This is a genomic window from Paenibacillus harenae DSM 16969 (genome assembly GCF_000422465.1).
Classification (GTDB): Bacteria; Bacillota; Bacilli; order Paenibacillales; family Paenibacillaceae; genus Pristimantibacillus; species Pristimantibacillus harenae.
Window position 1 is genome coordinate 426,740 of the sequence record NZ_KE383842.1, and the last position, 24,835, is coordinate 451,574.

Consider the following 24,835-nt stretch of genomic DNA (forward strand, 5'->3'; position numbering starts at 1 on the left):
GACCATACATCACTCTTCGTTCTTGGTATCACTTCGAATGATAGTTGCCATCGCTTCCTTTCATTATACATAGCATTCATCTCAAGGTACAATGGCTCTACAACCAACCAATCGAGGGAGTTGATGGTCATGAATTTATATCAAAAGGTTGCTTTGGTCACAGGCGGGGGAACGGGAATCGGCAGGGCGGTCAGCCTCGCATTAGCCGACCGCGGCGCTGCCGTAGCGGTGAACTACTCGCGTTCGAAGTCCGAAGCGGAGGAAACCGCTGCTTACATCCAAGACCATGGCGGCCGCGCTATCGTCTTTCAGGCCGATGTGTCCAAGGATCATGAAGTAAGGGCTATGGTCGATAGGATCGTGCAGCATTTAGGAACCGTTGATTTGCTCGTTAATAATGCGAGTATAACGCGCTATATACCGCTGGACGATCTGGAGGCCGCAGATGAGGAGGCGTGGGACGAGCTCTTTGCCGTCAATGTAAAAGGCATGTTCTACTGCGCGCGAGCCGTTGCGCCTTACATGAAGAAAAGCAAGCAAGGGGCGGTCGTGAATATGGGAAGCATTGCGGGCTTGACAGGTTTAGGTTCGTCTCTGCCTTACGCGGTATCCAAGTCGGCGGTGTTAGGCCTTACGAAATCGCTGGCACGAGCGCTTGCGCCCGACATTCGGGTGAACGGCATTGCGCCCGGCGCAGTGGCAACGAGATGGTGGGAAGGGCGGGAAGAGATGATGAACCGGCTTACAAGGCAGCTGCTGCTTCAGCGCGTCTCGACAGCGGAAGAGATTGCGGGATTGGTCTGCGCAGTACTGGAGCAGGAATCGATGACCGGCCAGATGATTACCGTTGACGGCGGTCAAACGCTGTAGGAAGGCGCAGCCTCTGGTCATTCGGGAAAGGAACCGAAGCTTCTCGGTTTTATCCCGTTGACAAAAAAATCGTTAGCCGATATTATTAGTTTGAATTCAAACTAAATGGCGGGGGTGAGTTTTTTGGGGAAGAAGGGCTGTGCACCCGGGCGGTTTCCTTGGGAGCAGGAAGAGAGTAATACCACATTAATCAAGCTCGTATATTTAACTGTCAGGCGCGAGATTGAGACCGCATTGCGCCCGATTGGACTTACTCCCCAGCAATCGCAATCGCTCCATTTACTGGCTCTGACTCCCGGAGCAACGAATGCCGATCTGGAGAGGCTTCTCTTTATCGATAAGTCCAGCGTAACAAGTTTAATTAATGGGATGGAGAAGCGGGGATGGGTGATTCGGCGCGAGCATGCGAGGGATGCGAGAGTGAAGCAGATTTTTTTGACGGACAAAGGACGAGAGATGTACGATGCCTCGGCGGAGGCCGTCAAGAGAGCGAAGATAGGCGCGAATGAGCAGCTGACGCAAGCGGAATCGGAGACGCTGCGCGTACTGCTGAGAAAAATCCTGGCGGCTTATGAGCAGCAATGACGTGACTCAGGCAAAATGATGATGCGGCTAACGGTTCATGCGAATCGCCGCTTGCTTACGTTTGCTCATTTAGTTGGAATTCAAACTAAATTGACCGGGAAGGGATGTAATCTGTAATGGAATCGGATACGCAATTGAACAACGGCGATAAGCTAATGCGCGTTTTGGCGTTCACTCTAGTATTTTCCGTTATGAACGCTTCTATGTTTAATGTTGTCATGCCGGTCATCAGCGAGCAGTTCAGTATAACGCCCTCGCAGGTAAGCTGGCTGCTGACCGGTTATATGATCGTATACGCCGTCGGCTCCGTTACTTACGGCAAGCTTGCCGATAAATACCGGTTGAAGGATTTATTGACGTTTGGTTTGATCTTCTTTGCGCTGGGCTCGATCATAGGATTAACGGCTTCGGAGTATTGGATGATCGTGCTTGGCCGGATTCTTCAAGCAAGCGGGGCGGCTGTCATTCCGGCGACCGCCATGATCGTTCCTGTACGTTATTTCGCCCCCGAGAAGCGGGGAAGGGCGCTTGGCATGACGGCTGCAGGTCTGGCCTTGGGCACCGCAATCGCTCCGATTGTGTCAGGTCTTGTTACCGGATTTGCCAGCTGGAGACTTTTATTTCTATTGTCGGTGATGCCGCTTCTGACGCTGCCTTATTTCAGAAAATACTTAAATGATGACCGCGGGACCGCGCAAAAAATCGATTTTCTGGGGGGCGGGCTGCTCGGCGGCGGCGTTGCGCTGCTGCTGTTGTCTATTTCCCTCGGGAACGGGCTGCTCACAATAGCCGGCTTAGTGCTGCTTATCCTGTTCGTGATCAGAATTCGAACGGCGGAGGAGCCGTTCGTTCAGCCGAAGCTGTTCGGCAACAAGAAATATTCGCTTGGCTTATTTCTAACGTTTCTGGCAACTGCAATGAGCTTTGGCATGCCGTTTCTGACGCCGCAATTTCTGTCCGGACTGAATGGGCTATCGCCTGCCGTTATCGGGCTGATTATGTTCCCGGCCGCGATAACCTCGGCACTTATGGGGCGCAAAGGAGGCAGACTGGCGGATGAGAAAGGAAATTCCTTTCTTATTTATACGTCCGTTTCGTTAAGCTTTTTCTGTTTCGTGCTGCTATCCATCTTCGTCGGAGCATCGCCGTACTTGATTTTATTCATGCTTATATTCGGGAATATCGGTCAAATCTTTATGCAAATCGCAATGTCCAACACCATTTCGGCAACGCTGGCAAAGGAGCAAATCGGCGTAGGGATGGGGCTCATGTCGCTGCTTAGTTTTATTTCGGGCGCAATGACCACGAGCGTCATCGGCAAATTGCTGGACGCCGGTCAGACTTCGATACAGTTTAATCCGTTCGCGATGCATGAAGAAGCTCTTATTTACAGTAACATCTTCTTCGCTCTTGCTTTCCTGGCGGTTATGATCGCTTGCTTTTATTTTATCTCGTTCAGCAAGAACAGCCGCAAATCGGAGCGGCAGGTGGAGGCGGCGGAAAGAAAAACATCTTCCTCGACCGTTTAAGGCAACCTGACGGAAGCCTATAGAGACGAAGTGCCGCAGACTAGACGATGCTTTCATATGCCATTCAAGCAGCAGACCGGTTGACATCCGGTCTGCTTTTTTGCCGGTCGCGCAGGGGCTGTAAATTGCCAGTTGTTTTAGTACTAAAGTTATTGTATCATTTTAAATAGGTAGGCAACCTAAATACTGATTTCCTGCTCGTATTGCTGCCGATTGGTTATACTATCTTTTACATTTAGGAGTGCATGCTCAATGGAGGAACTTACACACAAAAAGAAAATATCGATCATGATTGCGCTGATGGCGGCGATGTTCTTCGCAGCGATTAACCAAACGATCGTAAGCACGGCGATGCCGCGCATTATCGCGATTCTCGGGGGAATCGAATATTATACCTGGGTGATTACGATTTATATGTTGACATCAACGATAGCAACCGTGCTGGCTGGTAAATTATCGGATATTTATGGACGAAAAATCTTTCTGCTGTCCGGAATCGTGTTATTTATCATCGGCGCGTTTCTCTGCGGGACTTCATCAACGATCTTTCAAATGATTACGTATCGCGGCATACAAGGACTCGGCGGCGGTATACTGATGTCTGCCACGGTTACGGCCGTAGGCGATTTGTTCGCACCGAGGGAAAGGGCGAAGTGGACCGGATTAATGATGGCGATCTTCGGCTTCTCAAGCGTAATCGGACCGACGCTTGGCGGATTTATGGTCGATCATATTTCGTGGAAATGGGTGTTCTGGATCTTCCTGCCGCTTGGTCTCGTTGCCTTCGGCATGATTTGGACGATGTTTCCCAAGGCGCAGCGCAAGATGGGCGAGAAAATTGACTATGCGGGCTCTCTGTTTCTGTCCTTAACGATTATTGCCTTGCTCCTGGGCTTCTCATGGGCGGGAACGAAATATGATTGGGATTCGTTTCAAATTATCGGATTGCTTGCCTCGGCAGCCGTTTTCCTCGTTATTTTGTTGCTTATCGAACGGAAGGCCAAAAGTCCGGTACTTCCTTTATCCATGTTTAAAAACAGCATCGTAACGATTTCCAATTCGATCGGCTTCCTCATGAACGCCGGCATGATGGGCGCCATGATGTATTTGCCGTTCTTCACTCAAGGGGTTCTTGGCATATCGCCAACCAATTCGGGGTTTGTAAACATGCCGATGTCGATCGCAATGATCGTTCTCAGCACCTTATCGGGGCGGTGGATTTCGAAATCGGGCAAGTACAAAAAGTTTGCGCTTGCCGGCATGCCGTTCATGGTGACCGGCATGCTGATGATGGCTTTCATGAATGATGTCTGGTTAGCCATTGCGAGCATGATTGTGTTCGGTATCGGACTAGGCATATCCATGCCGGTGTTTACATTAACGGTGCAAAATGCGGTAAAACCGGCGGAGCTTGGCGTCGCTACCGCTACAGCAACCTTATTCCGCAATTTGGGCGGTACGATCGGTATCGCGGTTATGGGGACGGTGATGAATTCGACATTGACGAGCAAGCTGGAGGCTGCCGTCAAAGCGGGAGAGGGACCGGATTTGTCGCAGGTTGATCCGGAGACGGCTGCCCAATTGTCCAGCTTCTTGAATCCGCAAATGCTGCTGGACCAGCCGAAGCTGGAGGAGCTGCATGCGACGCTGCCGGAACAGCTGCAGCCGCTGTTCACCCATATTATCGAAATGGTTCGTTCGGTGCTGGGCGATTCGCTTACCGTCGTTTTTCTATTCGGCATGTCGCTTCTCATCGTTGCGTTCGTACTCGTAACGTTCTTGAAGGAAATTCCTCTGCGCAGCGCGAATGACAAGAAAACCGCCATGGAGTCGGCGCAAGCGGAGCAATTAAAAAAAGAGCCGGCTCTTAACTAAGCCCCGCTCTTTCGGAACATGATTTCGGCTCGCCTATTCGGCTGGCCGGAATCCTTTTTTCATTTATTCGTCTTCGATATTTGCGAACTGCTCGAGATAGAGGAACACTTGATTCAATAAGCTTACCAGTTGATCGCTTCGTTCCTTGTCAAGTTCATCGATTATGCCTTTAAATAACTCGTGGTACCTCATGACCGCTTTCTGTGCCAGCTTATCGCCTTTCTCCGTCAATCGGATTTCCGTAATTCTCCGGTCATTCGGGTCGGATGACCGTTCCACGTATCCGGAGGCAATCAGACTGTTCACCATTTGCGTGACGGTCGGAGAGGTCACCTGAAGCGTTCTGCTTATTTCCGAAATGGTCATGACGGACGAGCCCTTATCATTGCCTTTCTTTACAGTGGTCAGGACGCGGATTTCACTGGCCTTTAACCCCCACATCGTTTTTTTGCGCCAGTCGGCTTTAGCGAATTTTTGAAAAACCTCCATCAATTCGCCGACTTTTTCGTATTTGTCCTCACTCACTTGCTTCACCCCGGCGAATTTATTTCAAAAAAGCGTTTATAAGTTACCGCAATTATAGATTTCAATGGGCAGCCTAGTCAACAAAGCATGTCTAAATCCTAAACATAAGGAAATTGAATCGATCAAGGAAGAGCAGGAGGATGAGAGCGGCGGTGAGCTGTTAAGGCTGCCGCGGAATAATCAGGGCATGTCCCTCCCTCCGAACAGCTTGAACATATTTTACGAGGAACGTTGAAAAATAATAGTGTTGAATCGCCTCTTGGCGACATACAGTGGAATTAGCGCAATTATCGATACGGAGCTGTATGTTTTCATGAAGGGTGGTCATTAGGCGATGGTCATTTCAACCGTTCAGGAATTCATCGACGCATTCGGCTTGCCGATCTCCATGAGCTTAATTGGCGGCTTAATCGGTCATTTTGTCAAAAACGGCATAGTCGAACTGCCGAAGCTGGTCATTGAATATGATGAGGAAGGGCTGCCCCTTTCTGCGAACTGGTTTGTCAGATGGATCCAGAGGCTGTATTTTTTCTTCATCTTTATGGTAGGCTTCCGAAACCACCGCAATGCGAAGAAAAAAATTTTTTTCGATCTCGGATTTTTCGGGGATCTCCTGATCGCGATCGGATCGGGCATTCTAGCAAAAACCGCGCTGGCGATGGCGAATACAACCGACAGCTTTGCCGTCATAAGCAGCTCCTTGCTAGCGGGTTACGCGGGTCTGTCTTATTTGAAGGGCAAGCAGAACAAGGAGCTGTCTGAGCTGTTCCCTGAAGAGATGGAGGATCAAAATCCGCGAACGCCGCCGTCTGCGTAAGCAATTTTGGCGGGGGAACGCGTATAATATGAATTATAGTAAAGGAGGGTGAAGCATGTGGGGAAAAAAACGGTCAAGGTGACCTCGGAAGAAATGCAGGAGCTTAAAAAATTAGCCGAGATAGTTAAAAACCCTCGCCTTCCAATGTCGGACCGCCGTATTGCCAAGACGCAGTACGAGTCGATTATCAATTACGCCAAAAGCAGCAATCGTGGTTTTATCACTTCCGTATAGCGGATCCCGGAACAGCGGCCTTCAAGGAGAAGATTCCTTGAAGTTTTTTTTTGTTCAATTCTGCTTGAGATATAATATAATGGGTTGAACATACAGGCAAGGAAGGAAAACCAATGCGCAAACAATTAACTTATGAAGCCGTATACGAAGAGATCAAACGCCGGATCCGCGCCGGAATATGGAAGCCGGGCGACCGGCTGCCAACGCTGGAAGAGCTGACTTCCGAGCTGGACGTTGGCATTTCTTCCGTCCGGGAAGCCGTTCGCATTCTACATAAGCAGAAGATACTTCTTGTCGAGCAAGGCCGCGGCACCTTTGTCAGGGAAGAGCTGCCTGAAGGAGAGGTCGTCGACGAACATCTCCATTTCCTCGAGAAGGCATCCTGGCTGCAGCTAGCGGAGGCTCGTCTTGTGATCGAGCCGGAGTTGGCCGCTATGGCTGCCGACAAAGCAACGCCCGAGGAGACGGAGGAAATTGTATTAACGGCGAAGCGGATGCAGAAGAAGCAGCAGGCCGGCAAGGATTTCATGAAGGAGGACCTGGCGTTTCACCGCTTCATCGCGAAGGCGTCGCATAATGAGGTTATGGTGAACATGATACGGGTCATCAGCGATCTGTTGATAGACAGCAGGCGTCTTACGATGGCTTTGCCGGGGATGGATGAGAAAGCGGCTTCCTATCACGCATTAATCGCGGGAGCGATTGCAGGGCGCAATCCGCGGCAGGCAAGAGAATTGATGAGGCTGCACATCCAAGACATGATTAACGAACTGGCCGATGCAGAGGATCGGGGAGCTGCGACGGAATAGACCGCGACACGAAAGTGCAGCGGTTTTTTTTGCCCGGAATCGGGTTATTTGGGAAAAGGCTTATTTCCGCTTTTGTATTCATATGATATATTTATAATTATTTATGATTCATCATATGAATTAAGGGGGATGGGAAATGAAGATTCATAAGCTGGAATTGTTCAAGGTGCCGCCGAGATGGTTGTTTCTCAAAATAACGGCGGATGACGGAACCGTAGGCTGGGGTGAGCCGGTCGTCGAAGGGCGGGCGGACACGGTTGCCGCTGCCGTTCAGGAGCTGAGCGAATACTTGATCGGCAAGGAAGCGGGTAATATTGAGGATTTGTGGCAGGTGCTCTACCGGGGAGGCTTCTATCGGGGCGGCCCGATTCTGACGAGTGCGATATCCGGCATCGAGCAGGCGCTTTGGGATTTGAAGGGGAAGCGCTACGGCGTTCCCGTATTCGAGCTGCTCGGCGGAGCAGTGCGCGATAAGGTGAAGGTATACGCATGGATCGGGGGAGACCGTCCGGCCGATACGGCTGCAGCCGCGAGGAGACAGCTCGAGGCCGGCTATAAGGCCGTCAAGATGAACGGAACGGAAGAGTTGGATTGGATCGATTCGAATAAGAAGATCGAGCAGGCCGTCGAGCGTATTGCCGCAATTCGCGAGGCTGTCGGGAACGAGCTGGAGATCGGCATCGATTTTCACGGACGCGTGCACAAAGGCATGGCGAAAGCGCTGGTGAAGGAGCTCGAGCCGTACAAGCCGATGTTCATTGAAGAACCCGTATTGGCTGAAAATAACGAGGCACTGGCCGAAATCGCAAGAATCAGCTCGATTCCGATCGCAACGGGGGAGAGAATGTATACGCGTTGGGGCTTCAAGCAGCTGCTCGCCTCGGGCTGGGCGGATATTATTCAGCCGGATTTAAGCCATGCGGGCGGTATTTGGGAGACGCGCAAGATCGCCGCCATGGCGGAAGCGTTCGATGTCGCCGTTGCCCCGCATTGCCCGCTTGGTCCGATCGCGCTGGCCGCGTCGCTCCAGCTCGATTTTTGCACGCCGAATGCCTTTATCCAAGAACAAAGCCTCGGCATCCATTACAACGAAGGCTCCGATTTGCTGGATTACTTGGCGGATCCCGCCGTTTTCGAATATGAAGAAGGCTATGTTGCCAAGCTGAAGAAGCCGGGCCTCGGCATTGAAATCAATGAAGAGAAGGTACGTGAAATGGCCGCAATCGGACATAATTGGCGCAATCCCGTCTGGCGGAATCCCGACGGCAGCGTAGCGGAGTGGTAAACGGAGCGGAATAAGTAGGGCTGTCCTAAGGTTGATACCTTGGGGCAGCCCGTTTATTATTTATGATGACGGCATTATCCTATACTTAGGGGATTACGGAAGCTCAATCGTCACTTCCCGTTTGCTTGCCGCGGAACGGAGAACTCCGTCGATAATGGCCTGATTGTATAAAATTTCACCGCCGTCAATCGGCGCAGGGCGGTTATATTGAATCGCGTTAACGAAATCTTTCACCTTCTCGTCGAACAAATTCAAGCCGTGCTGGATGACGGGAATGGAGGTTTGCGTATTCTGATTCGCAACGTCATGGTACAGCGACATGCTGCCCACGCTGCCGTCCCATACGCCGCTCCACGGGCCTGAGCCTGCCGGCGTAACCTTAAGGCCGCCGTCGGTGCCGAGGAACATGGTCGCTCCAAGCGTATCCATGTGCATTGCCCAGCTGATTTTGTAATTGAGCACGATATCGCCTTCGAGGCGGATCATCGCGACGCCGAAATCCTCTACTTCAAAGTGCTCCGCTTCTTTATGATATTTAGGATTCGTGCCAAAATAATTCGACGTGTACGCCGATACCGTAAGCGGCTTCGGATAACCGAGCGCATTGAGGGCCATGTCGAGCGAGTAGCAGCCGATATCGGCCATTGCGCCAGCCCCCGCGAGCTCCTTGCGGATGAAGGTGCCTCCCGGCATGCCGCGGCGTCTGCCGCCGCCCGTCTCGACGAAATAGACCTTGCCGAGCTGGCCGGACTGAACGATTTCCTGGATTAAAGCCATATTCGGGTCATAGCGCGGCTGGAAGCCGACCGTCAGCATTTTGTCATTGCACCTGGAGGCCTCGACCATCTCGATCGACTGCTGAAGCGTGACCGACATCGGCTTCTCGACCAGGACATGCTTGCCGGCGTTCAGAGCGTTAACCGACGTCTCATGGTGGGCGAAGTTGGGCGTACAGATGCTGACGCCGTCCAGATCAAGCTCCAGCAGCTTCAGGTGGTCTTCGAACGCCGCTGCGGCATGCAGCTCTTCCTTGTCGATGAAGGCTTGCGCTTTTCCTTCCATGCTGTCGGCCACCGCTACGATTTCTACATTCGGGATCTTCTTATAGGCTGATGCATGCGCGCGGGCGATTCCTCCGCTTCCAATAATGCCGATTCGAATAATCTTTGTCTCTGGCATAGGGGGATGTACCTCTTTTCGTCGTATTTTTCTCTACTTTAGCACAAGCACGGTTGGCTTGAAACGATGAGAAAAGGACACATTCTCTCTAAAATTATGACAAGCGCGTGATTCGTACTTCTCTAAGCTCTGTGATTGCTTCTCGATCGCCGGCTCCTGAAGACCGGTACTGAAGACGGGGCTGCTGCCTGGTTCGAGAGCTTACACGCTGTACAGCTTCCGGTACACCGTAGGGGTCATCCCTTCGTGCTCCATGAAGCGTTTGTTGAAATAGCTTACGCTGGGGTAACCGACATCCTCCGCGATTTGACCGATGTTCGTCTCCTTGCGCTCCAGCAGCCATTGCTTGGCCATTTGGAGCCGGCAGCGGGTGATGAAATCCATCGGCGTCATTTCCATCGCGCTGCGGAACAATTTGCAGAAGTAATGCGGGCTTACGCCTGCCCGAGCGGCCCACTGCTCAAGAATGAACGGTTCGGCCGCTTCCTGCTGCATATGCGGGAGCAGCTCCAGGATCCGGTTGCCGGAGGTGCCCGTCTTGCTTCCGGATAACGGAATGGCTTGCTCGACAAACACGGCAAGGATGGCGTAGGTCAGCGCCGATAAACGGGCCGGCCGGAGCATCCGGTGCGTCTCCGATTCAACGAGCAGCTCCTCGTGCGCCAGCTCCAAGGCTGCCTGATTACGGATAGTCCACAGCAGGCTCTTATGAAATCCGCGGTCAATCATATAATCCTGCAGCCCGTTGCCGTAGAAATGCACCCACCTGATGTCCCAAGGGTCATCCGTGCTGCTGTAATAATACTGCCGCTGCAGCGGAAAATAAAGCACCGCCTCGCCCGCCTCCAGCGTATGCACGATCCCGTCCCACTCGACGAAGCCCTTGCCGGAAACGACATAATGGATATTGAAATTATTTAACGCGCCGGCAGCCCGGAACGAATAATGCTCGGGATGGTCCCAGTAATTCCCGACAGATTCGGGGAAACAAAAGTACGGATTATGAGGGAGGGTTAATAAATGGCTTTGCCTTTGCATGGAGACCACCTCGGGTGACAATATTGTTTTAAACGATAACAAAATAATATCATTTTAATTTTAAATCCATCGTTTTATAATCGCAATATAGTCATAAAAATAAATGTTAGAGGTGATTTCGGCATGACGAACAAAAAGCTGAAATGGGGCATTCTGGGCTGCGCCAGCATCGCAAAGCGGGCGGTAATTCCCGGATTGCACCAGTCCGAATGGAACGAGGCTGCGGCAATAGCGAGCCGGAATGAAGACAACGCGAAGCGGACGGCAGAAGAACTGAACATCGGCCAAGCCTACGGCAGCTACGAGGCTTTGCTCGAAGACGACTCAATTGACGTCGTATACATTCCGCTCCCCAATCATTTACATAAAGAATGGACGATTCGGGCAGCCGAGGCGGGTAAGCATATTTTGTGCGAGAAACCGCTTGCCTTGACGGAGAAGGAAGCGGCCGAGATGGCGGAAGCGTGCGCGAAGGCCGGCGTATTGTTGTCGGAAGCATTCATGTACCGCTACCACCCTCGCTACGATATGATCCAGGAGGTCATCGCAAGCGGCGAAATCGGGGAAATCCGGGGAATTCGCAGCGCATTTACGTTCAATGGCGCAGGCAACAAAACGAATGTAAGATACCGCAAGGATTGGGGCGGCGGCTCGATTTACGATATCGGCTGCTATCCGATTACAGCCGCGAGGCTGCTGCTCGGCAAAGAGCCGGAAGCGGTTACCGTTCAAGCTTTTTTCTCGGAGGAGCATGGCGACGTCGATATGATGGCGTCCGGCCTGCTGGAATTCGAAGGCAATGTCTCCCTGCAGTTTGATTGCGGCATGTGGGCCGCGTTCCGTAACCCGCTTGAGGTGGTCGGCACGGACGGCATCATCGAAGTTCCGTCCGCCTTCGTGACGGGCGAACCGGGCAGCGCCAACTTCTTCGTCAGCGCCAAAGGAGAGCGCAGGGAGGTCGAGGCGCCTAACGTGAACCAATACACGCTTCAAGCCGACCATTTGTCCCAGGCGATCGTGAACGGCACGCCGCTGAAGTTCGCGCCGTCCGACGCCGTCAGCAATATGAGAATCATTGACGCCTGTCTGCAGTCGGCCCGCGAGCGGGCAAGAGTTACGCTATAAATCGATAAAAGGAGAGCGAATGCCATGGAATATATTCAAATTCAAGGTTGTGAGAAGCCGGTTTCCCGGTTAATGAAGGGGACGGATTATTTTTACCACGATGCGTACGAGAAAGCCGCGGCTAATATGGACGCCTTCCTCGCGATCGGCGGCAACTCGGTCGATACCGCGCATATTTATTGCGGCGGCCAAAGTGAGGAAGTTATCGGACGCTATATGCAGGAACGCGGGAACCGGGAGCAAATCGTCATTTTGACGAAAGGCGCCCATCACGACCAGAACGGCCCCCGCGTCAGCGAAGCGGCGATCCGTTCGGATCTAACCTGCAGCCTTGAGCGGCTGAAGACGGATTATATCGATATGTACGGGCTGCACCGAGACGACGAGGCGGTTCCGGCAGGCGAGGTTATCGAGATTCTTAACGAACATATCCGGTCAGGCACCGTCAGATCGATCGGCGTATCGAATTGGACTTGGCAGCGGATCCAGGCAGCGAACGAATACGCCGCTGCCAAAGGGCTTGTCGGCTTTTCCTTCAGCAGTCCGAATCTCAGCCTCGCGAAAGCGAACGAGCCGTTCTGGCGCGGCTGCGTATCCGCGGACGCCGAGACGTGCCGCTGGCATGAGGAGCAGCAGCTTCCGCTGCTGTCCTGGTCTTCGCAAGCGCGGGGCTTCTTCACCGGCAGGTTCTCGCCGGAGAATCGCGAAAATGCCGATCTCGTCCGCGTATTCTACAGCGACGACAACTGGGAGCGGCTCGAGCGCGCGAAGCGCCTGGCCGCTGAGAAGAACGTCAGCGCCATTCAGATCGCGCTGGCTTACGTGCTGAATCAACCTTTCCCGACCTGTGCCTTGATCGGGGCTCAGACTGCCGAAGAGCTGCATTCCTGCGATGCGGGCTCCCGGATCAAGCTGACGCGCGAAGAGATGAACTGGTTAGACTTGACCGCACAGACGGTGTAGTTCACTGCTTTAATCATCAACGAGAGAAAAGCTGCTCCGACGGGGCGGCTTTTTCCTTTTTGTACGATCGGGGGCTGACGCCGTACGTTCGGCGGAACAAGGCGGCGAAATGGTTATAGTTGTTAAACCCGACGTCAAGCGCGGCTTCGGTCGCCGTTCTGCCCATATGCTTCATGAGAAGGGCCGCCTGCCGCAGCCGCAGCCGGTTCAGATGCTCAAGCACACTTTCGCCGGTTTCCTGCTTGAACAGATGCGACAAGCGGGAGACCGATAGGCCGACTTCGCCTGCCAGCTCCTCGATCCGCAGAGGGCTGCTCATATAGCGGGACAAATGCCGCAGAGCCAGCTCGATCCTAGGATCGAGCCGCTGCTCGAGCTTCTGGGCCGCAAGTAAAATAATTTCGCGCAGCGAATTTTCGCACAGCGTATGCCAGAAGCTTGTGCGTTCCCTGGAATCGCTCAATATGTTCAAGAAGGCGTATTGGATGCGGTCGAACAGGTTGCCTTCCGGAAACGATGCGACGACCGTTTCATCATTCGGCAAATAGTCGATTTCAGGTAGTTTCTGAAAGTGCACCCAATAGAAATGCCATCGCGTGCCGGAGGCGGTTCCGTATTCGTGGGGGATGCCCGGCCGCAGCAATCCGACCGAACCGGGGCCGCACCGCCGCTCCCCTACCGGTGTGCGCAAATAGCCTTCGCCCTCCAGCGTGAAGAAAAGCAGCCAATCGTTCATGCCGAGCGGCCTGCGATGCCGGTAGGAACCGGCGACGTCGTAATGCCCGCCGAATAAAGTCCCCTGTTGCTCCTCGTTACTTGCTTGCGTCGCGTTACGATCGGTCATATCAAGCGCCCCCTTATGATGAATAGCAGAATTCCGGCAGTTTTCAGCATTAATCTTTCTTCCTTTAAGTTACGCAAAGCACTATGATGATGTCAAGAACCAACAGCTTACCTAAGAAGGGGCGATAGGAGATGACCGAAGCTTTAAGGGCATTGACGAAAGAGCAATTACATCAGTTCCGTACGGAAGGTTATTTGATCGTGAAGGGGTTATTCTCGCAGGAAGACATCCGCGCCGTTGAGGAAACGTTCGATGAAATAAGCCGCGGACCGGTCCCCGGCTTCTTCGAACCGGATATGAACGGCGAGTCGGATGATCCGCTGAAGCGCTATCCAAGAGTGATGCATCCGCACCGGTTTAATGAAACGGCCAAGCAATACATGCTGCATCAGCCGGTGCTCGACGTGCTTCACGATCTGTACGGCGAGGAAGCGCTCGCCGCGCAAAGCATGTTCTACTACAAGCCGCCGGGCTCGCGCGGGCAGGCGCTTCATCAGGACAATTTCTACTTGAAGGTGGAGCCGGGCAACTGCATCGCGGCCTGGACGGCCATCGACGCGGCCAATATGGACAACGGCGGCCTGCTGGTTGTGCCGAAAACGAGCGATTACGAGATCAGCTGCCCGGAGCAGGCCGATTCCTCCGAGTCCTTCACGACGCATTACGTGAAGCCGCCGAAGGACCAGAAGGCGATACCGGCCGTGATGGACAAGGGCGACGTGTTGTTTTTTAACGGCAACCTGATTCACGGCTCTTACCGCAACAAAACGAAGGATCAATTCCGGCGCGCATTTATTTGCCACTATGCGAACGCTTCGGCTACGCGCATCAGCAATTATTACCGGCCGTTATACCGGGCGGACGGCTCTGCGGTAGACCTCGAAGTGAATACGGACGGCGGACCATGCGGCATCGAATTCGATATGGCGTATCCGCATTAGGAGCCGATGATTCAAACCTTGCAGGTTAGCCGGAAAATAATTGCAACCCGATTTGGACTACATGAGTCTGGATCGGGTCTATTTGCGTCGTCTTGACCGACTCTGATAGCTTATGTATGTTGAAGCTGAACGAGAGCGAGCGTGTGACGTGGAGCGGCAAGCTGCGTTCTCCGTTGGCAAACGCCGAAATTGCTCCAAGGCCGATGCAGCCGCCCCCGCGAATGCGCTGGCGTCGGGAGTCCGGAGCAGATCGCGGAGAAAATATTGGCGCAGCACGAGCTATTCGGCCACAACCGCTTCATGGCCCAATTCGATATCGGCGGCATGCCATTTGACAGGGTTGCAAACTCGATAGAGCTGCTTGCGTCGAAGGTCGCGCCGATCGTCCGGCGGGAGCTGGGGAAGAAGCGGAACCAGGGTTAAAATCCCCGGGTGGGATAATCGATATAGCGAAACGAAGGAAGGTGATGGTACAATTAAAGGAAACCGAGGAAAAGGGAGAGACGCATGGAGGCTTCCAAGCTGGAGGAATGGAGACAAGGCATCGACCGTTTGGATGGCGAGATTATCGCTTTGCTTGCCGAACGATTTAAGCTGACGGAGGAAATCGGCCGTTATAAAGCGAGAAATAAGCTGGAGGCGCAGGATCCGCAGCGCGAGTCCAGGCAATTCGAGAAAATTATGAATCTGTCGAACAGATACGAGTTAAACCCGGACTATTCGTCCGCGATATATCGATGCGTGATGGATGTCGTCATATCGAGGCATCAGGAGCTTAAGCAAGCATGCGACAGCGGGCTTGCATCCGATCCAATCGGAGTGCGTTCATAATAAGATCGGGAAGGGCGGCGGCAATGATGATCATATACGAGAAGGACGACAGCTATATTCTGATCGCTCAGCATGATCACGCCCGAATATCCGGCGATCTCGCGGCGGCTTGGCGCGACGAATTGTTCAGCGGCGCCGCCAGAAGAGACGAATTGACTTATGCGGCCTATGAGCATGACAGCAGCTGGATTGAGCTGGACCGGATGCCGCTCTGGAACGATCAGTCAGGTTGTCCCTATTCCTTCCGCGACTATCCGGGCAATATCCGGTTCGTATTTTACGAGAGGGCGCTCGACAGCCTTCAACGAACGAGCGAATATGCCGCCTTGCTCGGAAGCATCCTGTATTCGACGCTTGCCGAGAAGACTAGAAACGAGGATACCGTTTCGTTCGTAGAGCGCGAATTCGCCAGGCAGAGCGCGATTATCGAAAGCCTTGCCATTGATGTAAGCCTGCTGCAGATGCATGCGAAGGCACTCCTGCTCTGCGATGAACTGTCCTTGTTTGCTTGCATGGAGCGGCCGGGGACGGCGAGGGCGCAGTATGAATGGTTCGCTGATGGATTCTCTTACTGGTTTGGCAGATCGGGGCAATCCGTTCTTCTGGCCGACTGGGTGAACGGAAATACCATTGAGACGGCTCCATATCCATTCCGTGGGGAAGTAGAAACAACGCTTGCTTTCAAGCAGGTAAGCAAGGCCGATATCGCGAAGCTGGGCATATCGAAGGCTTACCAGAAAGAGAAGTTAAGAGAACACCGGCTGCTGTTCCGGGAAGCGCGATAAAACAACGAAACACCGCCGGTCTGCTATGCGCAGTCAATTGATGGCGGTGTTTTCCGTGTTGGCGGCCAAGGCTTACATCGGCTCGCGGCTAGGCCGTGGGCTTCTTGCTGCTTGATTTGAACAGCGTCGCGATCGAGCCGCCCTGCGTAATGATCTTGATCGCCGTACCGAGCAGCGGCGACATCGGAAGAACGACGAATTTGTCGGAGTGCGCCTCGTCGATCGTGATCGTATCCGTAATGACAACCTCCCGGATATTCGGATGGCTAAGCTTCTCCAGGGCGTTCTCGGAGAACAATCCGTGCGTTGCGCATATGTACGCATCCTGCGCGCCCTTTTTCTTAAGGGCCTCCACCACATTGACGATCGTGCTGCCGGTATCGATCATATCTTCAATAATGATAGGGGTCATGCCTTCCACTTCGCCTATAATATGAGTAATTTCCGATTTATTGTGGGCCGGACGGTTTTTGATCATAATCGCGAACGGACAATCGAGCAGCCCGGCTAACTTCTCGGCCGTGGTTGCGCGGCCGGCATCGGGGGAGACGACCACCGGATTCGTAATATTCTTGCCTCTTAAATATTCGATAATCAGATCAAGCGCCGTCAAATGATCGACCGGAATATCGAAGAAGCCCTGGATCGGATCGGCATGCAGGTCAACCGTAATAATCCGGTTCGCGCCGACGGTCGTCAGCACATCCGCCACAAGCTTGGCCGAAATCGGCTCGCGCGGCGCCGATTTCCGTTCTTGCCGGGCATAGCCGTAATATGGCATGACGATATTGATCGTCTTCGCGGACGCGCGCTTCGCCGCATCGATCATGACGAGCAGCTCGATTAAATGCTCATTGACCGGGTGAGACAGCGATTGTACGATGAATACGTCGCAGGTCCGGATCGCTTCCTGGTAGGATATATGTATTTCGCCGCTTTCGTGGCGGGAAATAGCGACGTTACCGAGCGGAAGCTCGAGCTGCTTGCAAAGCTCCTCAGCGAGCGGTCTGTTCGAAGAGCCCGAAAATATTTTTACCTTTTGCATATGATCCTCCTATTGCTTTCTTTCCATCATCATAACAAACATAGCAATGGAGGACAAATGAACACCTTGGAGCCAAAAAAGGAGATGCATACCATGCAGGACCATAGCGAAACCTTATGGATAAAGAAAGGACGTGCGGCAGGCGACAAGCGGCTCTGGTTTATTTTGTTGCTGGGATCCTTATCCGCATTCGGGCCGCTGTCGCTTGATATGTATTTGCCGGCGCTGCCGGCGCTGTCCGCGGATTTTCAGACCAGTTCCTCCTTTGCCCAGTTAAGCCTATCGGCCTGCATGATCGGCCTGTCGGTTGGGCAATTGTTCTCCGGGGCCTGGAGCGATATTCGGGGCAGAAGGATGCCGCTGCTGCTGTTTCTGGCGATTTACGGATTGTCTTCCGTATTATGCGCATTTGCGCCTTCGATCGGCGCTTTGATTGCGCTTCGCTTCATTCAAGGCTTTGCGGGAGCGGCCGGTATCGTCATCTCGCGGGCTATTGTGCGCGATCTGTACGAGGGACCGGCGCTAACCCGTTTTTTCGCGATGCTGATGCTGGTGAACGGCGCTGCGCCTATCTTTGCCCCGATCGCGGGAGGGCAGCTGCTGAAAGTTACCTCATGGGAAGGCGTATTCGTTGTGCTGGGCGTCTGGGGAGTTTTTATTTTCGCGGCGGTATGGTTCGGCTTGCCGGAGACGCTAGCGCCTGAGAAACGGATAGCAGGCGGGCTGCGGCAGACATTCACTACGTTCGGAACGCTGCTGCGCGACCGGACCTTTATGGGATATGCGCTCGCGCAGGGTTTAGTCATGGCGGCCATGTTCGCCTACATAGCGGGCTCGCCGTTTGTTCTGCAAAATGTGTACGGTGTATCCCCGCAGAGCTTCAGCTTGATATTCGCAACGAACGGTTTAGGCATCATATTATTCGGGCAAATCACGGGCAGGCTGGCGGCGAAAACGGGCGAAAAGAAGCTGTTTGTGCTTGGTCTCGCCATTGCGGCAGCGGCCGGCGTCGTGCTTCTCGCAATGACCATAATAAAGGCGCCGCTGCTTGCGCTGCTGATTCCTTTGTTCTTCGTTGTCGCAAGCGTCGGCATGATCAGTACGACGGGCTTCTCGCTTGCCATGCAGAAGAACGGACATGCCGCGGGCAGCGCTTCCGCGCTGCTCGGCCTACTGTCGTTCACGTTCGGCGGCGTAATGGCTCCTCTTGTCGGGTTGGGCGGGAGCGCGAATGCGCTGCCGATGGGGATTTGGATCGCAGCGGCAGAGCTGGGAGCCGTAATCTGCTATATCGTGCTCATACGAAAACCTACATTTTTGTCGCGGGAGCGGCGGGAGTAGAATGGGAATCTGGAAGGGAAGTGGCGGTATGCCCCGGGATCTAAGAGCTTCTAAGTTAATCGCATTGAAGGAAATAGCGGAGGCGTTGAACAGTACGAATGACATGGTGCAGATGCTAAACGATGTGCTGGCGAAGCTGCTTCAGGTAACGGGGTTTTCCACCGGCTGGATCTTCATGATTGGCGAGAATTGCGGCAGCAGCTGCGTGGCGACGCATCAACTGCCCGAGGCGCTGAATGCGAATGAGCAGTCCGTTATGTGCGGTTCGGAATGCTGGTGCGTCACAAGCTTTATGCAGAACAAACTTCATCGGGCCGTTAACATCATTGAATGCTCCCGAATCATTTACGCCGCAGAGCGGCAGTTTGGCGATACCGGAGGAATTACTCACCATGCAAGCGTTCCGCTTAAAGCAGGAGAGGATCTCTACGGCCTGCTGAACGTGGCGGAGCCGGGCAAGGAGCATTTTAAAGAGGATGAGCTTTCAATGCTGCAAGCGATCGCTTATCAGATCGGCACGGCGGTCAAACGGATCCGGCTATATCAGGCGCAGGAGAAGAACGCGGAGCTTTACGCCAAGCTTGGCAACGTCATTCAGAAAATAAATGCGATCGAAGATATTAATCAGCTCCCGCTGCAGGCGATCAAATTGATCGGCGATACGTTTGGTTGGGAGCATGTGTCGTTGTTTTTCTACGAACAGCAGCAGCTGTCTCTTCGGGTTCAATATTCCGATCGTCAAGTGAAAAAGGAATGGCAGTCGATTAATCTCGACCAGGCGGGACCGATCAGCACGGCTTTTCTGGAAAACCGTCTCCTTATATTGTCCGAGAAGCATACGGTGAAGTCGGAGGTCTGCATGTCATTGCTGCCGGTCGGCATTCCGCCGTTCGCATCTGCCGCCGCCATTCCGCTCCGCATCCGGAATCGTCCGATCGGAGTACTCTTTATAAGCAGCCCGGTGAGAAAGCGGTTCGACGATTATTATGAGGACTTCATGTATTCGCTCGGCGATCACTTTACGCTCAGTATAGAGAATCTGCGCGTGTATGAGCAGAGGCGCGAGCTTGCCCGCATGGAGGAGCGCAATCGAATGGCGAGAGACCTGCATGATTCGGTCATTCAGAAGGTATTCTCGTTATCCTTCCTGGCTAAGGGAGCGGAGACGGTGCTGGCCGGCAAAGAGCCGGTCGCCGAGCGCTCGCTTCAGGAAATCAGGAAGCTGTCTCAGGAAGCATTGAAGGAGATGCGGACGCTCATCTGGCAGCTGCGCCCGGCAGGTCTGGAGCATGGGCTGCTGACGGCGCTGAAGCAGTACGGGAACAGCATGGATTTAACCGTACATGAGCAGGTTACAGGCGTACGGGAGCTGCCGCGCGCGATCGAAGAGGCGTTATGGCGAATCGGGCAAGAGGCGTTGAACAACGTGAAGAAGCATGCCGGCACCAACACGGTATACATTCATCTGGTGAAATCGGAACAATTCGCAAGCCTGAAAATTATGGATAAAGGTAAAGGGTTTTCCGAGGAAACGAGAAAGGGCAGGCTGTCGATGGGAATGCTAACCATGCGGGAGCGCGCGGAGACGCTCGGCGGCGAACTTATCATTGAAAGCGGATTAGGAGAGCCGACGATCGTGCACGTGACAATCCCTATCGTCGTTAGTCCTGATTTAGGGGAAGAGGAATGAGGAACAGCCGTGAAAATAAAAATATTGCTCGTTGACGATCATCAAATCGTATTAAAAGGGATATCGTTTTTTCTGGCCATGCAGCCTGATTTCGAGCTGGTAGGAGAAGCGCATAACGGCAAGGAAGCCGTAGAGAAAGCGGCCGAGCTTCAGCCGGATTTGATACTGATGGATTTGAATATGCCGGTTATGGACGGAATCGAAGCGAGCAGCCTCATCGCCAAGCAGCATCCCGGCATCAAAATTCTCGTGCTGACCAGCTTCTCCGACAGGAGTCACATTGTGCCTGCGCTGCAGGCGGGAGCAGCCGGTTACATGCTCAAGGATGTAGAGCCGGATCAGCTGGCAGAGGCTATACGCAGCGCATATAAGGGAAATATTCAGCTTCATCCGGATATCGCCAGCGCCCTGCTGGCGCAATCGGCCCTTCAGGCAGGGACGGGGGAAGAGCTAGAGCTTCCGAGGCGCGAATTGGCGGATAGCTTGACGCCAAGGGAGCTGGAGGTGCTCCAGCTGCTGACGAAAGGGATGAGCAATAAAGAGATTGCAGGAGCGCTTACCGTTGCCGAGAAGACGGTCAAATCGCATGTAAGCAGCATTCTGAGCAAATTGAATTTATCCGACCGGACGCAAGCTGCTCTCTATGCCGTGCACGCGCTGCACGATGCCGAGCAAGAGTCGTAAGCCTATGGTCGTAGGTCCGGTCCTCCGCCTTTAGCGGATTATTTATTTCTATTTTTCCGTCTAATTGCCGATGTCACTCTCCACAAAACTTTATACAATAAAGCTGCTTACAAAAAGTAAATAATAGGTGGAGGGAATTAAAAAATGAGCACTGTATTATTTGTAAAAGCAAACGACAGAGATATTGAACAAGCGGTAAGCGTAAAGCTATACCAGGCTTTCTTGGACAGCTATAAGAAAAGCCATCCTCAGGATACGATTATCGAGCTGGACTTATTCAAAGTGGAATTGCCATATATGAACGCCGATATGATTAACGGGAACTTCAAAGTAGCCCGGGGATTTGATCTTACGCCGGCCGAGCAGGCGGCCGCAGAGGTTTCCGGCAAGTATATCGATCAGTTTCTGGCGGCGGACAAAGTCGTATTCGCCTTCCCGCTCTGGAACTTTACGATTCCGGCCGTGCTTCATACGTACCTGGACTATCTCTGCCAAGCAGGCAAAACGTTTAGTTACACGGCTGAAGGACCTGTCGGTCTTGTTAAGGACAAAAAAGTCGCTCTTCTTAACGCGCGCGGCGGTATTTATTCCGAAGGTCCCGCGGCAGCTGTGGAAATGTCCTATAATCTCGTGCGCAACATCATGGGCTTCTTTGGCGTAACGAACCTCGAGAATGTCATTATCGAAGGTCATAACATGCATCAAGATCAAGCGCAAACCATTATTTCAAACGGCCTCGCACAGGCTGAGAAAGCGGCGGTTAACTTCTAATCGCCACGTGCAGTGAAGACAGCCGAACCCCTGGGTCCGGCTGTTTTTTTTGTTTACGGCCTTTATGTGCGACTGTGTCGTTTATTTAAATCAGGATGAACATGCCGCTCATTTGCTGCCCGTGTCCCCTGGCATAGAATAACATGGCGTAACCGGCTGACTTGATGCCGGCCATTCACCTTTCGCCTCTTCCGGGAATTAATGCTACAATGATAAAAAAAGCTGAGGGGACAAATCGCGTGAGTGTGGATGGAGAAGGCGCTCAAGAACAGAAATTGGGCGATAATAAGCAGCAAATAACGAAAATATGCAGGATTTGCGGAGAGCAAAAGCCGGTCTCTTCTTTCTTGCGCAGGACAGGCAGGCGCTCGGGAGCAGGCGGCACGCGCAGAGGCACCTGCCGGGAATGCCGCAAGGCGAGGGTGCTGCTGGCGACCGACACCGTGGTTTCAGCCAAGGCGGATTCCCGGCGAAAGCTGCCGCGTTTAAATACTCCAAGCAGGAACGGCGCAGAGCAGTCTTCGCCCGGTTTGCAGCGTACAAGCGATCAAGCCGCCAAGGAAGCCGCTTTGCTGAAGACGACGCGCAAGGGTACGGTCTGGATGCGCGGAAGAACGGATAAAGGGCGAAGGTGGCATCAGGAAATCGATCTGGAGCTTGCGATCACGCTGGTGAAGGAAAGAATGGCCGTGCTCGTTAATCGCTCTACGATCAAGCGCCTGTACAGCAATAGGGATTTCAGGCAGTACATCTTGGAGCGAGACCGGTATACCTGTTACTTTTGCGGGGAACCGGGCGACACCATCGATCATATGCTGCCAAGAGCGAAGGGCGGACATACGACTCCGGACAATTGCGTTTGCGCCTGTAATGCCTGCAATCAGTCGAAGGCCGATCAGGATATCGAAATCTTTATGAAAAATGAAGAAGCGGATGCGTGAACTTATTTGGGTCTTATGGAATAGTGTGTGAGAAAATCCTAATTATTGGAGGTCCTTACATGCACTCCGGCTATGGTAAAATCACGAAATGCGAAGAAGTGTCCGTCGAGTTTCCTCCGCAATACCAACCAGGGCAACCCGGCATTGAATCCATCATGGTCCCGAGGCCCCTGTCGGAGAATCCCCATCGGACCGGGAGCGGCAAATTGCTTCATAAAGTCGCCTTGATTACCGGGGGAGACAGCGGTATCGGCCGAGCAATCGCCTATTTGTTCGCGCAGGAGGGAGCAGACATCGCCATCGTCTACCTCAATGAACACGGCGACGCGATGGAAACAAAGGAAAGAATCCGGCAAATAGGGCGCAGATGCTTGACGATCGCCGGAGATGTTGGAGCCGAATCCTTATGCCGGGAAGCCGTTGAACAGACATTGTCCGAATATGGACGCATTGACATTTTGATCAATAACGCCGCTGAGCAATCCGTACAATTCCAGATCGAGCATTTATCCGCCGAGCAGCTTGAACGGACGTTTCGAACAAACGTGTTCTCTTATTTTTATTTTGCCAAAGCCGTCGTTCCTCATCTAAGACCGGGAAGCGCTATCATTAATACGAGCTCCATAGCCGGAGTCGAAGGATATGACGGAATCATCGATTATTCGGCAAGCAAGGGAGCTGTCTGCGCATTTACCCGATCGTTAGCGGTATCCCTGATCGGAAGAGGGATCCGTGTGAACGCCGTTGCGCCCGGACGAACCTGGACCCCGCTTATTCCCGCAACGCTGCCTCCCGAAGTTTACACCACATACGGCAGTGCATCTCCGATAAAACGGGCGGCACAGCCTATGGAGCTTGCGCCTGTTTACTTATATCTGGCTTCAAACGATTCCACCTTTATGATCGGCCAAACGATCCATGTCAACGGCGGGGAGTTTCTCGGCCTTTAAGGGACCATCCCCCAAGCTATGTCTTGGGAAATGGTCCCTTCCTTATATTCTGTCCTCCGTAAGACCGCTCCCACCGGTCATACAGCAGAATCATATATAAAGGCGCAAAATACCGCATTGCCATGAGGAAGTGATTCCAGCGGGAATAGATCAACCATCCGCTGTAATAAGCGTACAGGGAGAAAGAGAACCCTATACACGCAATTGCGGTTACGGTCAACAGTTTCATCCGATCGGGCGTTCTTGGAATGACGAGCACGCAGATTAAGGCTAAGAGATCTCCCGAGAGCAGGTCTGTAAACCGGCAGTCTGCCATTATATCTTGAAATACACCCGGTCTGAATCGGAACAGCTTGAGCAGCGGCAGTGAGAATAATGCTCCGAACCACATGATGACGGTATGCGAGAAACAGAGCAGCCGAATCCGATAGGCCATTGGAGGATCATAGCTCGCGATGCGGGGAGCCAGGCTGGCGCCGACTCGAAAGCCGGCAACGTAAAAGGCGGCAGAATAAGCCAAGCTCCAATGTATATATCTTAAATATTCGAATTTTAAATAAATCCACTCCAATATTGTAAACAACGACGCGAATAGGAGCGTCATCGTCCATGGCCGCCCTTTCCTGGCATAATAGACAAAAATAATAAAGGCAGCCGGCAAAATTAAAGTGTCCGAAAAAATAATTCCAAGCTCGTTCTCGTAGATCGGATTTTTCGTCAGATGCGTCGGAAATTTATAGAACTGAAGCAGCAGGTTGAAGGTAACCTCCAGCATATCCGCACAGAACACGGCAATGCAGTAGGAGAGGACAAGAGCATGCCATGTAAGCCGCTTCTTTGAAACCAGCGCAACCATCCAAATAACCAATAGTAAAAAAGTGATGAGATACAGCATGATTGTCACTCCGGAAATTTGATTTCATATAGTATCAGCCAAAACCATGGTTCTATACAACGTTTGTCATTCAGGAGAACGAATAAAAAGAATTACCTATCATAGAGACCGGAATTTGCTTTGGTCAGCCTTCTTTTACGTTATCATGTTTCTCGTTCTCCGTCTCCATGCCCTAAGGCCGGTAGTCAAATAAGGATAAGCTTACAACCGAAATGGCGGCCTGCCGTACATATTCTCCTTAAACCGTACGTAGAGATGAATGAAGACGGTTAATAAAGGTGGA

At 52.7% G+C, this 24,835-nt stretch carries 25 protein-coding genes and 1 pseudogene; 20 read left to right on the forward strand and 6 right to left on the reverse strand.

Annotated elements, in window-relative coordinates:
* Window positions 1-129 precede the first annotated feature (129 nt).
* From H581_RS0111990 to H581_RS0112005, 4 genes are all read left to right on the forward strand, one after another.
* Entirely contained in the window at window positions 130-870 is a 741-nt protein-coding gene (locus H581_RS0111990) for an SDR family NAD(P)-dependent oxidoreductase (RefSeq protein WP_028610191.1), read from the forward strand.
* A gap of 123 nt (window positions 871-993) precedes the next feature.
* Window positions 994-1,455 (forward strand): MarR family winged helix-turn-helix transcriptional regulator, encoded by a 462-nt coding sequence (locus H581_RS0111995; RefSeq protein WP_028610192.1) that lies wholly within the window; start codon window positions 994-996, stop codon window positions 1,453-1,455.
* 116 nt (window positions 1,456-1,571) lie between these two features.
* Entirely contained in the window at window positions 1,572-2,984 is a 1,413-nt protein-coding gene (locus H581_RS33855; protein WP_051250729.1) for an MFS transporter, read from the forward strand.
* Window positions 2,985-3,236: 252 nt separating this feature from the next.
* Window positions 3,237-4,859, forward strand: coding sequence for an MDR family MFS transporter (locus H581_RS0112005; RefSeq protein ID WP_028610193.1), 1,623 nt, complete (start codon window positions 3,237-3,239; stop codon window positions 4,857-4,859).
* 63 nt (window positions 4,860-4,922) lie between these two features.
* On the opposite strand, the gene H581_RS0112010 is transcribed toward H581_RS0112005, so the two are convergent.
* Window positions 4,923-5,384: a MarR family winged helix-turn-helix transcriptional regulator gene (locus H581_RS0112010; protein WP_051250731.1), complete on the reverse strand. Its 462-nt coding sequence runs from the start codon at window positions 5,382-5,384 to the stop codon at window positions 4,923-4,925.
* Between the two features lie 334 nt (window positions 5,385-5,718).
* On the opposite strand from H581_RS0112010, the gene H581_RS0112015 reads away from it, so the two are divergent.
* The 4 genes from H581_RS0112015 (at window position 5,719) to dgoD (ending at window position 8,529) form a co-directional block, all read left to right on the forward strand.
* Complete coding sequence (locus H581_RS0112015; protein ID WP_028610195.1) at window positions 5,719-6,201, forward strand: hypothetical protein; 483 nt, start codon at window positions 5,719-5,721, stop codon at window positions 6,199-6,201.
* Window positions 6,202-6,258: 57 nt separating this feature from the next.
* A complete protein-coding gene (locus H581_RS37885; RefSeq protein ID WP_156889570.1) occupies window positions 6,259-6,435 on the forward strand; it encodes a hypothetical protein in 177 nt (58 codons plus the stop codon).
* A gap of 113 nt (window positions 6,436-6,548) precedes the next feature.
* Window positions 6,549-7,244, forward strand: a complete 696-nt coding sequence (locus H581_RS0112025; RefSeq protein WP_028610196.1) for a FadR/GntR family transcriptional regulator — start codon at window positions 6,549-6,551, stop codon at window positions 7,242-7,244.
* Window positions 7,245-7,380: 136 nt separating this feature from the next.
* The gene (dgoD, locus tag H581_RS0112030) at window positions 7,381-8,529 is read left to right on the forward strand and encodes a galactonate dehydratase (protein ID WP_028610197.1); all 1,149 of its coding nucleotides are present in this window, start codon (window positions 7,381-7,383) and stop codon (window positions 8,527-8,529) included.
* A 93-nt stretch (window positions 8,530-8,622) separates the two neighbouring features.
* Here dgoD and H581_RS0112035 read toward each other — a convergent pair whose 3' ends face one another.
* Window positions 8,623-9,708: a Gfo/Idh/MocA family protein gene (locus H581_RS0112035; RefSeq protein WP_028610198.1), complete on the reverse strand. Its 1,086-nt coding sequence runs from the start codon at window positions 9,706-9,708 to the stop codon at window positions 8,623-8,625.
* A 201-nt stretch (window positions 9,709-9,909) separates the two neighbouring features.
* Window positions 9,910-10,746, reverse strand: a complete 837-nt coding sequence (locus H581_RS0112040; RefSeq protein ID WP_028610199.1) for an AraC family transcriptional regulator — start codon at window positions 10,744-10,746, stop codon at window positions 9,910-9,912.
* 123 nt (window positions 10,747-10,869) lie between these two features.
* Between H581_RS0112040 and H581_RS0112045 the strand changes: the two genes are divergently transcribed.
* Both H581_RS0112045 and H581_RS0112050 read left to right on the forward strand, forming a co-directional pair.
* Complete coding sequence (locus H581_RS0112045) at window positions 10,870-11,871, forward strand: Gfo/Idh/MocA family protein (protein ID WP_028610200.1); 1,002 nt, start codon at window positions 10,870-10,872, stop codon at window positions 11,869-11,871.
* A 24-nt stretch (window positions 11,872-11,895) separates the two neighbouring features.
* A complete protein-coding gene (locus tag H581_RS0112050; protein WP_028610201.1) occupies window positions 11,896-12,834 on the forward strand; it encodes an aldo/keto reductase in 939 nt (312 codons plus the stop codon).
* 16 nt (window positions 12,835-12,850) lie between these two features.
* On the opposite strand, the gene H581_RS0112055 is transcribed toward H581_RS0112050, so the two are convergent.
* The gene (locus H581_RS0112055; RefSeq protein ID WP_028610202.1) at window positions 12,851-13,678 is read right to left on the reverse strand and encodes a helix-turn-helix domain-containing protein; all 828 of its coding nucleotides are present in this window, start codon (window positions 13,676-13,678) and stop codon (window positions 12,851-12,853) included.
* Window positions 13,679-13,809: 131 nt separating this feature from the next.
* On the opposite strand from H581_RS0112055, the gene H581_RS0112060 reads away from it, so the two are divergent.
* The 4 genes and pseudogenes from H581_RS0112060 to H581_RS33865 all read left to right on the forward strand — a co-directional run bounded on the left by H581_RS0112060 (window position 13,810) and on the right by H581_RS33865 (window position 16,235).
* Window positions 13,810-14,619, forward strand: coding sequence for a phytanoyl-CoA dioxygenase family protein (locus tag H581_RS0112060; RefSeq protein WP_028610203.1), 810 nt, complete (start codon window positions 13,810-13,812; stop codon window positions 14,617-14,619).
* A 228-nt stretch (window positions 14,620-14,847) separates the two neighbouring features.
* Window positions 14,848-15,042 (forward strand): annotated as a pseudogene (locus H581_RS0112065) (LLM class flavin-dependent oxidoreductase); the annotation flags it as partial.
* 84 nt (window positions 15,043-15,126) lie between these two features.
* Window positions 15,127-15,450 (forward strand): chorismate mutase, encoded by a 324-nt coding sequence (locus H581_RS33860; protein ID WP_051250733.1) that lies wholly within the window; start codon window positions 15,127-15,129, stop codon window positions 15,448-15,450.
* A gap of 23 nt (window positions 15,451-15,473) precedes the next feature.
* Window positions 15,474-16,235, forward strand: a complete 762-nt coding sequence (locus H581_RS33865; RefSeq protein ID WP_051250735.1) for a DUF3891 family protein — start codon at window positions 15,474-15,476, stop codon at window positions 16,233-16,235.
* Window positions 16,236-16,323: 88 nt separating this feature from the next.
* On the opposite strand, the gene H581_RS0112080 is transcribed toward H581_RS33865, so the two are convergent.
* Window positions 16,324-17,280: a ribose-phosphate diphosphokinase gene (locus tag H581_RS0112080; RefSeq protein WP_028610205.1), complete on the reverse strand. Its 957-nt coding sequence runs from the start codon at window positions 17,278-17,280 to the stop codon at window positions 16,324-16,326.
* 93 nt (window positions 17,281-17,373) lie between these two features.
* Between H581_RS0112080 and H581_RS0112085 the strand changes: the two genes are divergently transcribed.
* The 6 genes from H581_RS0112085 (at window position 17,374) to H581_RS0112115 (ending at window position 23,657) form a co-directional block, all read left to right on the forward strand.
* Complete coding sequence (locus tag H581_RS0112085; protein ID WP_028610206.1) at window positions 17,374-18,621, forward strand: multidrug effflux MFS transporter; 1,248 nt, start codon at window positions 17,374-17,376, stop codon at window positions 18,619-18,621.
* Window positions 18,622-18,649: 28 nt separating this feature from the next.
* A complete protein-coding gene (locus H581_RS0112090; RefSeq protein ID WP_028610207.1) occupies window positions 18,650-20,311 on the forward strand; it encodes a GAF domain-containing sensor histidine kinase in 1,662 nt (553 codons plus the stop codon).
* A 9-nt stretch (window positions 20,312-20,320) separates the two neighbouring features.
* Window positions 20,321-20,995, forward strand: a complete 675-nt coding sequence (locus H581_RS0112095; RefSeq protein ID WP_028610208.1) for a response regulator — start codon at window positions 20,321-20,323, stop codon at window positions 20,993-20,995.
* 144 nt (window positions 20,996-21,139) lie between these two features.
* Entirely contained in the window at window positions 21,140-21,766 is a 627-nt protein-coding gene (locus H581_RS0112100; RefSeq protein ID WP_028610209.1) for an FMN-dependent NADH-azoreductase, read from the forward strand.
* A gap of 239 nt (window positions 21,767-22,005) precedes the next feature.
* Complete coding sequence (locus H581_RS36415) at window positions 22,006-22,707, forward strand: HNH endonuclease (protein ID WP_028610210.1); 702 nt, start codon at window positions 22,006-22,008, stop codon at window positions 22,705-22,707.
* 59 nt (window positions 22,708-22,766) lie between these two features.
* Window positions 22,767-23,657, forward strand: coding sequence for an SDR family oxidoreductase (locus tag H581_RS0112115; RefSeq protein ID WP_036718517.1), 891 nt, complete (start codon window positions 22,767-22,769; stop codon window positions 23,655-23,657).
* Window positions 23,658-23,673: 16 nt separating this feature from the next.
* On the opposite strand, the gene H581_RS0112120 is transcribed toward H581_RS0112115, so the two are convergent.
* Complete coding sequence (locus tag H581_RS0112120; RefSeq protein ID WP_028610212.1) at window positions 23,674-24,552, reverse strand: hypothetical protein; 879 nt, start codon at window positions 24,550-24,552, stop codon at window positions 23,674-23,676.
* Window positions 24,553-24,835: the final 283 nt, after the last annotated feature.